The organism is Pseudoduganella violacea, assembly GCF_014191875.1.
In the GTDB taxonomy this organism is placed as follows: Bacteria; Pseudomonadota; Gammaproteobacteria; order Burkholderiales; family Burkholderiaceae_D; genus Rugamonas; species Rugamonas violacea_A.
In genome coordinates this window covers 251,250-264,238 of sequence record NZ_JACHXD010000004.1, presented here as the reverse complement: position 1 = coordinate 264,238, position 12,989 = coordinate 251,250, and the positions used below count along the sequence as shown (strand labels likewise).

The 12,989-nt window shown below is 60.1% G+C and carries 17 protein-coding genes and 1 tRNA gene; 11 read left to right on the top strand and 7 right to left on the bottom strand.

The genetic code is table 11. The features are described 5' to 3' along the window. Positions 1–16 precede the first annotated feature (16 nt). From FHS03_RS09595 to FHS03_RS09580, 4 genes are read left to right on the top strand one after another with little or no spacing between them, the layout of a single operon-like run. Positions 17–3,154: an efflux RND transporter permease subunit gene (locus FHS03_RS09595; RefSeq protein WP_183440760.1), complete on the top strand. Its 3,138-nt coding sequence runs from the start codon at positions 17–19 to the stop codon at positions 3,152–3,154. Between the two features lie 2 nt (positions 3,155–3,156). Further along, positions 3,157–4,566 (top strand): efflux transporter outer membrane subunit, encoded by a 1,410-nt coding sequence (locus FHS03_RS09590; RefSeq protein ID WP_183440887.1) that lies wholly within the window; start codon positions 3,157–3,159, stop codon positions 4,564–4,566. A gap of 39 nt (positions 4,567–4,605) precedes the next feature. Continuing rightward, positions 4,606–5,217, top strand: a complete 612-nt coding sequence (locus FHS03_RS09585; RefSeq protein ID WP_183440759.1) for a TetR/AcrR family transcriptional regulator — start codon at positions 4,606–4,608, stop codon at positions 5,215–5,217. Positions 5,218–5,247: 30 nt separating this feature from the next. Further along, positions 5,248–5,955 (top strand): fumarylacetoacetate hydrolase family protein, encoded by a 708-nt coding sequence (locus FHS03_RS09580; protein ID WP_183440758.1) that lies wholly within the window; start codon positions 5,248–5,250, stop codon positions 5,953–5,955. A gap of 5 nt (positions 5,956–5,960) precedes the next feature. Here FHS03_RS09580 and FHS03_RS09575 read toward each other — a convergent pair whose 3' ends face one another. After that, on the bottom strand, positions 5,961–6,803 hold the full coding sequence (locus FHS03_RS09575; protein ID WP_183440757.1) for an SIR2 family NAD-dependent protein deacylase: 843 nt from the start codon (positions 6,801–6,803) through the stop codon (positions 5,961–5,963). A gap of 85 nt (positions 6,804–6,888) precedes the next feature. On the opposite strand from FHS03_RS09575, the gene FHS03_RS09570 reads away from it, so the two are divergent. After that, positions 6,889–6,965, top strand: a tRNA-Pro gene (locus tag FHS03_RS09570). Positions 6,966–7,051: 86 nt separating this feature from the next. On the opposite strand, the gene FHS03_RS09565 is transcribed toward FHS03_RS09570, so the two are convergent. Further along, positions 7,052–8,071: a site-specific integrase gene (locus FHS03_RS09565; protein ID WP_183440756.1), complete on the bottom strand. Its 1,020-nt coding sequence runs from the start codon at positions 8,069–8,071 to the stop codon at positions 7,052–7,054. A 209-nt stretch (positions 8,072–8,280) separates the two neighbouring features. Between FHS03_RS09565 and FHS03_RS09560 the strand changes: the two genes are divergently transcribed. From FHS03_RS09560 to FHS03_RS09550, 3 genes are read left to right on the top strand one after another with little or no spacing between them, the layout of a single operon-like run. After that, the gene (locus tag FHS03_RS09560; RefSeq protein WP_183440886.1) at positions 8,281–8,847 is read left to right on the top strand and encodes a BRO-N domain-containing protein; all 567 of its coding nucleotides are present in this window, start codon (positions 8,281–8,283) and stop codon (positions 8,845–8,847) included. Then, positions 8,823–9,008 carry a hypothetical protein gene (locus FHS03_RS09555; protein ID WP_183440755.1) on the top strand — a complete coding sequence of 62 codons (186 nt, stop codon included), beginning with the start codon at positions 8,823–8,825 and terminating at the stop codon, positions 9,006–9,008. The genes FHS03_RS09560 and FHS03_RS09555 overlap by 25 nt, the downstream gene beginning before the upstream one ends. A gap of 48 nt (positions 9,009–9,056) precedes the next feature. Next, entirely contained in the window at positions 9,057–9,242 is a 186-nt protein-coding gene (locus tag FHS03_RS09550; protein WP_183440754.1) for a hypothetical protein, read from the top strand. Positions 9,243–9,287: 45 nt separating this feature from the next. On the opposite strand, the gene FHS03_RS09545 is transcribed toward FHS03_RS09550, so the two are convergent. The 5 genes from FHS03_RS09545 to FHS03_RS09525 form a co-directional block, all read right to left on the bottom strand. Next, positions 9,288–9,806, bottom strand: coding sequence for a DUF6941 family protein (locus FHS03_RS09545; protein WP_371871639.1), 519 nt, complete (start codon positions 9,804–9,806; stop codon positions 9,288–9,290). Further along, positions 9,803–10,162 carry a helix-turn-helix domain-containing protein gene (locus tag FHS03_RS09540; protein WP_183440752.1) on the bottom strand — a complete coding sequence of 120 codons (360 nt, stop codon included), beginning with the start codon at positions 10,160–10,162 and terminating at the stop codon, positions 9,803–9,805. The genes FHS03_RS09545 and FHS03_RS09540 overlap by 4 nt, the downstream gene beginning before the upstream one ends. 1 nt (position 10,163) lies before the next feature. Next, the gene (locus FHS03_RS09535) at positions 10,164–10,619 is read right to left on the bottom strand and encodes a hypothetical protein (protein WP_183440751.1); all 456 of its coding nucleotides are present in this window, start codon (positions 10,617–10,619) and stop codon (positions 10,164–10,166) included. 737 nt (positions 10,620–11,356) lie between these two features. Next, the gene (locus FHS03_RS28625; RefSeq protein WP_183440750.1) at positions 11,357–11,560 is read right to left on the bottom strand and encodes an Arc family DNA-binding protein; all 204 of its coding nucleotides are present in this window, start codon (positions 11,558–11,560) and stop codon (positions 11,357–11,359) included. A 77-nt stretch (positions 11,561–11,637) separates the two neighbouring features. Then, positions 11,638–11,886: a hypothetical protein gene (locus FHS03_RS09525; protein ID WP_183440749.1), complete on the bottom strand. Its 249-nt coding sequence runs from the start codon at positions 11,884–11,886 to the stop codon at positions 11,638–11,640. A 220-nt stretch (positions 11,887–12,106) separates the two neighbouring features. Here FHS03_RS09525 and FHS03_RS09520 point away from each other — a divergent pair, with 220 nt between their 5' ends. From FHS03_RS09520 to FHS03_RS09510, 3 genes are read left to right on the top strand one after another with little or no spacing between them, the layout of a single operon-like run. Continuing rightward, positions 12,107–12,310, top strand: a complete 204-nt coding sequence (locus FHS03_RS09520) for a DUF4224 domain-containing protein (RefSeq protein ID WP_183440748.1) — start codon at positions 12,107–12,109, stop codon at positions 12,308–12,310. Further along, positions 12,307–12,687, top strand: a complete 381-nt coding sequence (locus tag FHS03_RS09515; protein WP_183440747.1) for a hypothetical protein — start codon at positions 12,307–12,309, stop codon at positions 12,685–12,687. The genes FHS03_RS09520 and FHS03_RS09515 overlap by 4 nt, the downstream gene beginning before the upstream one ends. 56 nt (positions 12,688–12,743) lie before the next feature. After that, positions 12,744–12,953, top strand: a complete 210-nt coding sequence (locus FHS03_RS09510) for a site-specific integrase (RefSeq protein WP_183440746.1) — start codon at positions 12,744–12,746, stop codon at positions 12,951–12,953. Positions 12,954–12,989: the final 36 nt, after the last annotated feature.

Here is a 12,989-nt window from a genome sequence, read left to right as displayed (position 1 = left end):
TCTCGGAGAATAATAAATGGCTCGTTTCTTTATTGATCGCCCCATCTTTGCGTGGGTGATCGCAATCGTAATCATGCTGGGCGGGGTGATGGCCATCCTCGGCCTGCCGGTGTCGCAGTATCCCGACATCGCGCCGCCGTCGATCAGCATTGCCGGTTCCTATCCGGGCGCTTCGGCCAAGACGGTGGAAGACGCCGTGACCCAGGTCATCGAACAGAAGATGAAGGGCATCGACGGCTTGCGCTATATGTCCTCGACCAGCGATTCGACCGGCGGCATCAGCATCAAGCTGACCTTCCGCAACGGCACCAATCCGGACATCGCCCAGGTGCAGGTGCAGAACAAGCTGCAGCTGGCGACCCCGCTGCTGCCGGCCGCCGTGACCCAACAGGGTCTGGTGGTGTCGAAAGCCACCGATAACTTCCTGGTGGTGCTGGGCTTCGTGTCCGAAGACGGCAAGATGAACCAGGACGACTTGAGCGACTATGTGGCCGCCAGCGTGATCGATTCTCTGGCCCGTGTCGAAGGCGTGGGCGAGGTGATCCAGTTCGGTTCCCAGTACGCCATGCGCATCTGGCTTGACCCGGCCAAGCTGCACAGCTATCAACTGACCCCGGCCGACGTGGCCAACGCCATCCGCGCGCAGAATGCCGAAGTGTCGGCCGGTGAGCTGGGCGGCGCGCCTTCCGTGCCGGGCCAGCAGTTGAACGCCACCGTCACGGCGCAAAGCCGCCTGCAGACCCCCGAGCAGTTCGGCGCCATCCTGCTGAAGACCGCCGCCAGCGGCGCCACCGTGCACCTGCGCGACGTCGCCACCATGGCCCTGGGCGCGGAGAACTACAACTTCGTGGCGCGTTTCAACGGCAAGCCGGCCGCCGGCATCGCCATCAAGCTGGCCACCGGCGCCAACGCCCTGAAAACGGCGCGGCTGGTGCAGGAACGCGTGGACCAGATGAGCCCACAGTTCCCGAAAGGGATGAAGGCTGTGGTGGCCTTCGACACCTCGCCCTTCGTCAAGATCTCGATCCAGGAAGTGGTGAAAACCCTGGCCGAGGCGATCGTCCTGGTGTTCCTGGTGATGTACCTGTTCCTGCAGAATTTCCGCGCCACCCTGATCCCGACCATGGCCGTGCCGGTCGTGCTGCTGGGGACTTTCGGCGTGCTGTCGGCGCTGGGCTATTCGATCAACACCCTGACCATGTTCGCCATGGTGCTGGCCATCGGCCTGCTGGTGGATGACGCCATCGTGGTGGTGGAAAACGTCGAGCGCGTGATGACGGAAGAGGGCTTGCCGCCCAAGGAAGCGACGCGTAAGTCCATGGGCCAGATCACCGGCGCCCTGGTGGGCATCGCCCTGGTGCTGTCCGCCGTGTTCGTGCCGATGGCCTTCTTCGGCGGCTCCACCGGCGTGATTTACCGCCAGTTCTCGATCACCATCGTGTCCTCCATGGTGCTGTCGGTGATCGTGGCGATGGTGTTCACGCCGGCGCTGTGCGCGACCTTCCTGAAACCGGTGGAAAAAGGCCACCATATGGCGACCACCGGCTTCTTCGGCTGGTTCAACCGCGTCTTTGAGCGCAGCACCACCGGCTACCAGGGCTGGGTCGGTTCCATGATCAAGCGCAGCGGCCGTTCCATGGCCATGTATGCGGTGCTGGTGCTGGTGCTGGGCGTGGTCTTCATGCGCCTGCCGACCTCCTTCCTGCCGGACGAAGACCAGGGCGTGCTGTTCGCCCAGGTCCAGCTGCCGACCGGCGCCACCCAGCAGCGCACGCTGAACGTGATCGAGCAGGTCGAGCACCACTTCCTCGAAGACGAGAAAAAGGCCGTGTCCTCCATCTTCACCGTGGCTGGCTTCAGCTTCGGCGGCAATGGCCAGAACACCGGTATCGCCTTCGTCAAGCTGAAGGACTGGGAAGAGCGCAAGGGTGCCGAACTGCGCGTGGACCAGGTGGCTGGACGCGCCATGGCCTCGCTGTCGCAGATCCGTGACGCCATGGTGTTCGCCTTCGCCCCGCCGGCCGTGCTGGAACTGGGTAACGCCAGCGGCTTCGACCTGCAACTGCAGGACCGCGCCGGCGTCGGTGCGGCCAAGCTGATGGAAGCGCGCAACCAGCTGCTCGGCATGGCTGCGCAGAATCCGAAGCTGATGGCGGTGCGCCCCAACGGCCAGGAAGATACGCCGCAGTACAAGATCACCGTCGACCAGCAGAAGGCCACGGCCCTGGGCCTGTCCATCGCCGAAGTCAACGATGTGCTGAGCACCGGCTGGGGCAGCGCCTACATCAACGATTTCGTCGACCGCGGCCGCGTGAAGAAGGTGTTCATGCAGGGCCAGGCCGATTCGCGCATGCGTCCGGAAGACCTGGACAAATGGTTCGTGCGCAATGTGCGCGGTGAGATGGTGCCGTTCTCCGCCTTCACCAACGGCGAATGGATTTACGCGTCGCCGCGTCTGGAACGCTATAACGGCGTGTCCTCGGTGCAGATCCTGGGCATGCCGGCGCCGGGCGTGAGTTCGGGCGTGGCCATGGCCGAAATCGAGAAGATGGCGAAGCAGCTGCCGGCCGGCATCGGCCTGGAATGGAGCGGCCTGTCGCTGGAAGAGCGCGACGCCGGTTCCCAGACCACCACCCTGTATGCGCTGTCGCTGCTGATCGTGTTCCTGTGCCTGGCCGCGCTGTATGAAAGCTGGTCGGTGCCGTTCTCGGTGATGCTGGTGGTGCCGCTGGGCGTGATCGGCACGGTGCTGGCCACCTGGGGCCTGCATATGTCGAACGACGTCTACTTCCAGGTCGGCCTGTTGACCGTGGTCGGTCTGTCGGCCAAGAACGCGATCCTGATCGTGGAATTCGCCAAGGAGCTGCAAGAGAAGGGTGTCGAGCTGCGCGAAGCGACGCTGCAGGCGGTGCGCATGCGTCTGCGTCCGATCCTGATGACCTCCATCGCCTTCGGCCTCGGCGTGCTGCCGCTGGCCATCGCCAATGGCGCCGGTTCCGGCAGCCAGAACGCGATCGGCGTGGGTGTGTTGGGCGGGATGCTGACGGCCACCTTCCTCGGTATCTTCTTCGTGCCGGTATTCTTCGTGCTGGTGCGCAGCCTGTTCGCCAAGCGCGCCAAGGCCGCGCCGGCCCCTGTTTTGGAAGCTGAATGATGATGAAAAAGACGATTCTTACCCTGGCCGCGCTGGCGCTGCTGAGCGGTTGCAGCCTGGCGCCGGTGTACCAGCGCCCGGACGCCCCGGTGACCCAGGCCTGGCCCCAAGGCGATGCCTACAAGCCGGCCGCCAGCAGCGAGAGCCGCGCCGCCGCCAATATCGAGTGGCGCGAGTTCTTCGCCGACGACAAGCTGCGCCAAGTGATTGAGCTGGCGCTGAAGAACAACCGCGACCTGCGCGTTTCGACCTTGAATATCGAGAAGGCGCGCGCCCAGTACGGCATCGAGCGTTCGGCCCTGCTGCCGAAAGTCTCGGTGGCCGGCGGCCAGAACGCCACTCGCACCGCCGACAATATGACGCCGGGTGGCGACGGCGTGATCCAGCGCCAGTACAGCGGCGGCCTGGCCCTGGCGGCCTATGAGCTGGACTTCTTCGGCAAGCTGCGCAATCTGTCGGAAAGCGCCCAGCAGCAGTATCTGGGCACGGTGGAAGCGCGCCGTGCCCAGCAGATCACGCTGGTGTCGGAAGTGGCCAACGCCTGGCTGACGCTGGCGGCCGACCGCGAACACTTGCGCCTGGCGCAGGACACGCTGAAGAACCAGCAGATCAGCTATGAACTGAGCAAACGCCGTTTCGAGGCGGGCGCCACCTCCGGTCTGGACATGTATGAAGCCCAGACCAGCGTGGAAGCGGCCCGCAACGATATGGCCCTGTACACCGCCCAGGTAGCGGCAGGCGAAAACGCGCTTGCCCTGCTGGTCGGTTCCCCCTTGCCGGCGGACTTGCAGCCGTCCGGCGCGCTGGACGCGGTGACGCGCCTGGCGGAACTGCCGGAAGGCTTGCCGTCGGACGTGCTGCAGCGCCGTCCCGACGTGCTGGAAGCGGAGCGCAGCCTGCAGGCGGCCAACGCCAATATCGGCGTGGCGCGCGCCGCCTTCTTCCCCAGTATCTCGCTGACGGCGTCGGCGGGCAGCGCGAGCAGCGCCTTGTCCGGCCTGTTCAAAGCCGGTTCCGGCACCTGGAGCTTCATGCCCCAGCTGAATTTGCCGATCTTCGACGGCGGCGCCAACCGCGCCCGCCTCGACATCGCCAAGGCCGACCGCGACATCGCCGTGGCGCGCTACGAGAAGTCGATTCAGTCGGCGTTCCGCGAAGTGGCCGATGCCCTGGCTCAGCGCGGCACGCTGGACGAGCGCCTGACGTCGCAGACGGCGCTGGCCCAGGCCTCGGAAAAGAGCTACCGCATCCACGAGGCGCGCTACCGCAAGGGGACGGATTCCTATCTGAACGCCCTGGTGTCGCAACGCGCCCTGTACTCGGCCCAGCAAGGCTTGATTGGCGCGCGTTTGGCAAAAGCCTCTAATCAAGTCACCCTGTACAAGGTGCTGGGCGGCGGCTGGCAAGGATAAAATGATGTCTTCAAGCTTATTTATTTGCCAGATGACGCCATGAGCAGCACAGAAAAACGACATTACAATCCGGAGCGCGCGCAGCAGCGCCGCGAGCAGGTGCTGGACGCGGCGGCGCAGTGTTTTGCGCGCCGCGGCTTCCACGCCGCCAGCATGGCCGAGATTTCGAAGGTGGCCGGGATGAGCGCCGGCCATATCTACAATTACTTCTCGGGCAAGGATGAAATCATCAGTGCCTTCATCGAACTCGATACCGAGCGCGTGGGGGAACTGCTGGGGGAGCTGGGCCAGGCCGAGGACCCCCTGCAGGAGATGGTGGACACCACGCGCGAGCATGTGGATGAAAGCCTGGAGCCGGTGAACTGGAAGCTGTATCTTGAAATCAGCGCGGAAGCTTCGCGCAACGACAAGATCGCTTTGCGCGTGCAGGAAGGCGACCGCGTCTCACGCGAGCAGTTCGGCGGCTTGCTCAGGCGCTGCCGGGAAGCGCGCGGCCTGAGCACCGATGACGCCACCATCGACGGACGCATGGAGGTGCTGATCGCCATGTACCAGGGCTTGCCCCTGCGCCTGCTGCACAATCCGGACCTGGACCGGGATGCGCTGAGCGAGTCCTTCAAGGTTGCTCTGAGGGCTCTGTTGTTCAGTTAAACTGCCTGTTTTGGTTTAACAGGACTTGTCATGAGCAACTTCGTTTTCTCTCCTCAGCAGGCCGTCGGCCTGCCGGTGGCGGGCAGCGCGGCGCTGTTCCCGGTGCGCCGCGTCTACTGCGTGGGCCGCAACTATGCCGGCCATGCGCGCGAAATGGGTTCCGACCCGGAGCGCGAACCGCCATTCTTCTTCTGCAAGCCGAACGACGCGCGCGCCATCGTGCCGGTGGCCGCTGGCGTCACGGCCGAACTGCCGTATCCGCCGCAGACCGCGAATTATCATTACGAGTGCGAGCTGGTGGTGGCCATCGGCAAGGGCGGCAGCGATATCGCCGTGGCCGACGCGGCCGAGCATATCTTCGGCTATGCAGTGGGCTTTGACATGACGCGGCGCGACCTGCAGTTCAAGATGCGCGACAGCGGACGGCCGTGGGAAATCGGCAAGGCCTTCGATTTTTCCGCCCCTATCGGCCTTTTGCATCGTGTGGAAGACGCGGGCGATATCGGCCAGGCCGCCATCACGTTGGACGTGGATGGTGAGCGCAAGCAGTCCAGTCATATCAGCCATTTGATCTGGTCCGTCAGCGAAACCATCGCCAATCTTTCGACCCTGTTCCGGCTGGAGCCGGGCGATCTGATTTTCAGCGGCACGCCGGAAGGCGTGGGCCCGGTCAAGCCGGGGCAGACCCTGGTGGGCAGCGTCGATGGCCTGGGCAGCCTGACGGTGAAAATCGTCTAATTCCTTTACTCCGCCGCCGGCAGCGAGCGCTCGATGGCCAGCAGGCCTTCGAGCGCGCCAGCCGCCAATCCTACATCGTGCCGGTCGGCCACATCCGGCTCGCGCGGATTGATGCGGATCAGGCGTCCGCCATGGCTATGCACTATATGCTGGGTGAAATGGCGCACCGAGGGCACGGCCGTTCCGGCGCCCAGTTCGATCACCAGCGGGTGCTGCACCCGTTCCAGCCAGGATTGCAGGCGTCCGGCCTGCGCCGCGCTGCGGCGCTCGATCCAGTTCCAGTCGCTGAACATCAGGATATTCGGCCGCGCCAGTCCGCCGCAATGGGGGCAGGCCGGCGCCGCGTTAAGCAGGCGGCAGGTGTCTGCATTCACCTGCGGCGTGAAGGCGTCGGCCTCCCAGATCGCCTGACTGCAAGAGTCCAGGCATTGCAGGTGGTGGATGGAGCCGTGGCATTCGTAGATGCGCTGCGCATCGAAGCCCGCCTTTTGGAACTGTCCGTCGACATTGCTGGTGAAGACGGCGCAGCCCTGCGGCATGCGTTCGGCCCAGGCGCGCAGTAGGCCGAAACCCGCGTGCGGCTCGGTGTTCCGGTACAGCGCCAGGCGATGGCCGTAAAAGCCCCAGGCCAGCGTTGGATCTTGTTCGAAAGTGCGGGGTGAAGCGGCGCTGGCGAAATCCATGCGCGCCCGTCCCAGCGCGGGATAGGCTTGCCAGAAGCCGCTGTTGCCGCGGAAATCGGGCAGGCCGGAATCGACGCCCATGCCGGCGCCGGCGGCCACGATCAGACCATCGGCTTGTTGCAGGAGTTCGGCGGCGCGCGCCAGCAATGCAGTGGAAAGAGGCATGAGATGCGCAAAAAACAGGCAATTCAATAAGTGTGCAGCAAGTATGACAAAAATTCAAATCTGTCTGTTATAATTCGCAGCTCGTCGGGGCGTAGCGCAGCCTGGTAGCGTACCTGCATGGGGTGCAGGGGGTCGGAAGTTCGAATCTTCTCGCCCCGACCATTAGATTCAATGACATACGGCGCAAGCTGTACATAAACCCACCACTGTATATTAGACGCATGTCTAATACTGCTGCGGTGGGTTTGTCATTTCTGGGGTTTGAGATCGCTCCACGGTAGGTCGATTGCTAGGTCCGAGACCTTTGGAATGACCTTCTTGATGTATATACCGGTGGTGTCTCCGGACGTGTGCACCAAGCGCTTCTGAATTTCCCCAAGGTCTTCGCCGCGTGCCGCCGCATCTGTTGCACCCAGGGCCTGCAAATCCTTGAACTGAATCAGCGCACCAAACTCGCGGCCTTCTTTGTTCGCCTCGGTCACCGCACGCTCGCGGGCGCGATCCCACATCGAACAAAGGCCGCTCTTTGCGTAGGGATGGCCAGCGTGTTTCCCTGCAGTCGCGGGAAATAGGTAGCCGCTGACGATATGGTGCTGACGCTTTATCGCGCGTGCCCGCTCGATCACCTTTGCGATTGCGGGCGTGATCACGATTTCAACGGCCAAGCCGCTGCTTACCTTCGTTTTACTCGGTTCAAAAGTTATTGAACCCCCGACCAGGCCGCCTCCGCTGAGAGGTTTGATTTGAACCTCCTCTAGTGTTCGGATGTCCTTCGCGCGCTGCCAGCACAGGTAGGTCATATCGATGATACAGGCGAATATCGGCCCGCTTCGTGTCTGGCGGCCATCCACACCGACGGCGCCGGCGGTTCGAATAGCCATGACTTGATCGTGGGCCGCGAGAACGGTGCGTGTCCGCGTCTTGTAGCTCGACATATCCAGTTGGTCGATGGGGTTGTCCGGGCGCAGGCCCAACTCTCCAATGATGAAGCGGAATAGCTTTCCACCCAGGGCGGTGACCTTTTTCGCTGTGTTGGCTTTGCCATTGAACTTGGCGCGAAGGAAATCGGCCCAATCCTTGGTGGTGACGTCGGCCGCGTGGAACTGCTCAAACACATCTGCGACCGTTGTTAGGTAACGCACATAGTCGTCCTGGGTCGTCTTCGTGTAATCGCCAAGCATGCGCATCTTGAACTCGCTGCAGCACCAGGGCATGGAGCCCTCGGCGCTCAGCGGCCCACCCAAGATCGCAGTCAGAGCCGACAGCATCGCAGGCTCGCCGTCAGCGAAGGCTGCGAGCCTGATCCATTTCTTCCTGCCTGCATTGGGCGCTCGCGGGTCTACTGTCGGCGCTACAGGGCAGAAGAAGTAGGCCCCGTGCTTGATGTAGACGCGCCGAGGTAGGCCGCGATTTGTCTTTCGCTTTCTATTCATTTCAGGTTTAGTTTCGGTCTCCCTTTGACTTCCAAGGCCAGGAGATACGCGTCTTTACTGACCTTACTGGAAGCCCTCATTTCAATGCTGCCGACCTGTGCCGCGTTCTGGGGTATGGAAATCCGCGTCAAGCGCTGGAGTCACACGTCGATGCTGAGGACGTCCAGAAATTGGACACCCCCACACCGGGCGGCATGCAGCAGATGAATCACGTCAATGAGTCCGGCATGTACGCACTGGTGCTGGGTTCCACTAAAGCGGAAGCAAAGCGGTTCAAGCGCTGGGTCACGTCCGAGGTGCTGCCCGCGATTCGCAAGTCCGGGGGCTATAGCGCGACGGGCGTTCAGCCCGCATTCGATGCGTTGCGCATGGCGCCGTTGGCGGTGAGTGCCGCAAAGGCTTTTGGTCTTGACCAGAATGCCGCTGCGATCAGCGCCAACCAGTTTGTCCGCGCCGAGACCGGCCGCGACCTGCTGCAAGGTTTCGGCCAGCAGCACCTGGTCGCCGCAACCAGGATGCCCAGTACTTCACGCCCACGGAGCTCGGCGCGCGCATCGGCATCTCGGCCCGCAAGTTCAATGACCGTTTGGCCGGCGCCGGCCTGCAGGTGAAGTCCGGCGCCACCTGGGATCCCACAGCCGCCGGCAAAACCTACTCGCGCCTCTTCGACACCGGAAAGCGCCACGGCACCGGCGTGCCCGTGCAACAGGTGAAGTGGTCGGCAAGCGTTCTCGACGTGCTGGAAGGGAAGGGCGTCGCTGCCGCAGCGTAAGGACTTGGCGCCGGCATCGCGCCGGCGCGTTCAACGAAAGGATGAAGGATGAAACCGAAAGACGAAGACAAGCCGCAGGTGGCTATGGCGCAGGCGATTCGCACCATTACAGAAAACTGGGCCGGCCATATTGAATTTCATCGAACTATGGCGCGCGTGGCCCGGGTGAAATTCCTGGCGCTGGTCGCCGAGGGCTTTACCGAGGAGCAGGCTCTGCAGCTGGTGCGGTGGTGACAATGGCGCATCTCATTTTTCCATGGTCTCGAAATTCGATTAGAGCTACTGTGAACTTGCGGCCTTTTTAGGTACTGCCGGACGCGATTTGGTCCTTGCGGGCTTAGGCAGCGGCTTGCGGGGTGATGTTGCGCTAGTTATAGTGTCAGGCGCTGCGAACTTGCAAATCTTCAATCCATTTCCCGTGTATCTCTCCTCACCAAGGGTCGCGACAACTCTTATTTTTGTGTCGTTTTCTATGACTAGCTGGAAATGAGTGAAAATAAAACCGATTACAACGAACTTCATATCGCCGTTTGCCATTTCCTCGAGCATTTGTTGGACCTCGCTCTTGCCAATAAAGGATTGGCCGAGAAGGGTGTCCCCAATTACAATGTCTAGCTTTAAGTCAATAGGCGGCATTTCAACGGGCACCCTGATATGAATCTGCATGCATAGCTTCGGAATAACAAATGGCATGTTATTAGACCGAAATTCAGAATTGTAAACGCCCATCAAGGAGGACTTACCCCCCACTTCCTCGCGGATATCGTCGCAATATATAACATTTACGACAGGAGTCATTTTTCGCCCTTTGATTTATCAAATGCATCGTAAAACTCTGGCACGGTTAAGTTCAAGGCGGTTGCGATTTCAAATGCATTGTTGTATTCGGGCCGTCTCTTACCGTTCTCGATGTCGCTAATGTGGGGTTGCAACATGCCCGATGCGCTAGCCAGTTGGGCTTGTGACATTCCCAGCGCAAGCCGGATTGCCTTAAGGCCGCCCTGTTGGTGCCAACCACTCGAAAGCCATTTTCGAGCGTTTTCGATCGGCTTTTCACTTCCCGCGGCTGCTGTCAGCATGGAGATTAATTCATCCGAATCAAGAGATAGGTCATGACGCTCAGCTTTGATAGTTGCAACTTGCCGATGCTTCAACTCATTTGTTGATACGCTTGGTTGGTTTAATGACCTTATGCCTTGGGAGTCCCAAATCAATGTAGGTTTTAATAATCCGTTTTGTGAGTGCATGATTGGCGTCATAGTTGAAACTGCGAGGAACTATCCCGAGAATTCGAAATGTGGTGCATTGAATATCGTACGCATACAAAATGCGGTACGGAATTGAGTGCCATTTTTTGTGCAACTCGTCAAAGTTAAAAGGTTTGATCTTCCACAGGTCAATCCCGTCGTTCCAAAACTCTAAATACTTCCCGACCTCGAAGTCATCGACGCTGAAACTCTCCGTGTGGAGATTGTTCAAGAGTTCTTCCGATTTTTTTACCTCATCGATCATCGCCGCGATGCGCATGGCGTGGGTTGCTGAGGCCCCACCTTGCTTCACCATTGAGAGCAAGTCGGCAGCGGCTTCTGGTTGCGTCCTTAGATTGAACATTATACCGCAGTCGGTATATCGTCAATGTGATGCCTCAAGTTGTGCGTGCATTGACGTTGAAGGGAGTGAGCAGCCTCCAGTGCGCAGACCTTGGCGGCCAGGACCGGATTTCCGGCATGTGGCTGAGCTATTGCTGGCAGCAAGGGAGGGGGAATGAGCATGGTGAAAGTATAACGTTTCACCGCATGAATGTCTGCACCTAAGCAACTACTATTGCACTCTGTAGCTTTTTGAACCCGCTCACCGATGAGCAGATGATGTGCTGAAAGCATCGTCGGGGCGTCGGGCCGACATAGTTCAAGAACAGATGAATTGATGTGCTCGACCAGGCCCAGGCCGCGGCAATGAAGAGGCGCAAAGGAGTCCCTGATTCGGGGATGCCCTGGGGTTAGTTTATCTAACCTTGGGGAGTTTTTTTGAAGACCGCTTCGGCGAACTAAGCGCCGATGGGCCTTCTGCTTTTCAGACTCAACGCCTGGCGCGGTGAAGGTAACAGTCACACCGACGCCGCGCCGGTGAGATTCTTCAGCGATCAGCTTCACGAGGTCATAGAGGTCACGCCCGGCAGATGATCGTCCGCCGCTGTCGCCTAGGTGCGGGAAGCGGGATGGGCGCTCCATGACCCAGGTTGCATAGAGTTCGCTGAGGTATGCAGCGTTAACAACCCCGATATCACCAACAAATTCAATGTCGCTATTCGGATTGAAGGCCGCATTGGAATAAGCCTTTGCAAAATCCTAGAACGATTTGAGGACATCACGAGAGTGTCGATCGCACCAGGAAGCATACTCCGCAACCAGCTCTAATTTTCGCCGCTCTGGAACACTGCTCGTTTTTTGCGGCGCGAAGGTTTGCTCAAGTCTTGCCACAATTTCCGCATTCATCGAGCGCCCTGAGTGCTCTGCGGCGCTCTCAAGGTGCGCCCTCAGCTCGGGCTGCATGCGCACTCCGAATGGCGCGATATGAGAGGTTGGCTGACGGCGAGGTGGCGGAATGCAATAGCCATCTCAGGAGGTGTTCAGTCTTGACTCTCGGCGACGTGTTTTTCCACGTATTCGACTGCCAAGTCATGTGCATGCAATTCAGCCTCTGCCTCCGAGTCAAACGTGTTTCCGACAGCAGCCCCGATCAATACCAGAGAAGCCTTGAGCACTTTATAAGAACCCATCCATTTCGTTCCGTCGCTGGTTTCATGAGCTTCGTAGTAAATGGTGTAACCGTTTTCGAGTACCGCTTTTCGATATTCGAGTTGCTTTGGATAAGTCATATGGGTCTCCGTCAGAAAAAAGCGAGGATAGCATGCAGGCCGACGAAGTAAAAAAATGCGCCACGCCGCAACATCACGCGGCCAGCACCGCGTCGAACCGGGCCAGTTGCCCCTGATATGTGTCGCCGCAGCGGGTGTGCGTGGTTTGCCGAAGGCGTCGGTCGGTCGCCCAGTTTGAAGGTGAGCAGGTGGTGTGCATACAATGTAAAGTGAGGAAGCGATGAAAACAGAGCTGATCCCCGAGGGAATTTACGATATCACGCACTATCGGCGTGCCCACGAGCAGCTGCGCGCCCTGAAAGAACTCGGCATCCCGGCGCGCCGCCGGCACGATAACACCGTCTGCGTGCTGCGCATGCACACCATGGCGCCGACGGCGAACCTGGCCGCGCCTGGCCCCACTTTGAAATCGTCCGGAAAATGAGCCGCAAGCGCAAAACCAACTGTGGTCTGCCTGCACGGTTCTACGTCAAGGCCAACGCCTACAAATTCTTGTTGCCCGAAAAAATCCGAGATCCGTCCGACGGCAAAATGAAGTTCTGGATACGGCTGGCCGGCCTGGGCACTGGCGAAGGGAATGGAGAGGCCGCCATGTTGGTCGCCCTGGGTAAGCTGCTGGGTGAGCGCCAGTGCGACAAGGCGGACATTCCCCACCTATGCCAGGAGTTCAAGATACGCAAGCTGGGGCGGTACAGTGAAGAAGTGCAGAAGCAGTATTCCGCCTACCTCAATCTCATTGCGGACGACTTCGAAGAGTTCCAGGTGAAGGGCGTGATGACGCGCCACTGGTCCCCAAGCTGACGCGCTCCAAGAAGCACGCAGGCAAGCCGTATTCGAAAAAATGGCCTGTTCTCGATGTGGGACAGGAAGGGGAGCGTGCCAAGATCACCGAGGACGTGCAGTTCAAGGGTCTGCGTGCGCTCGGAGCCACCGACGCCGCGAAGAAGGGAAAGAGCAAGCAGACCATCCAGGATAGGCTTGTGCACGTCGACGGCAGCACGACCGAAATCTACATCAAGGAATCGGTGCCGGTGGTGTCCGAAATGGACATGAAACTGCCCTGGTAAGCGAGATAAAACTCGTTCAAAATTTCAAAATGCTCG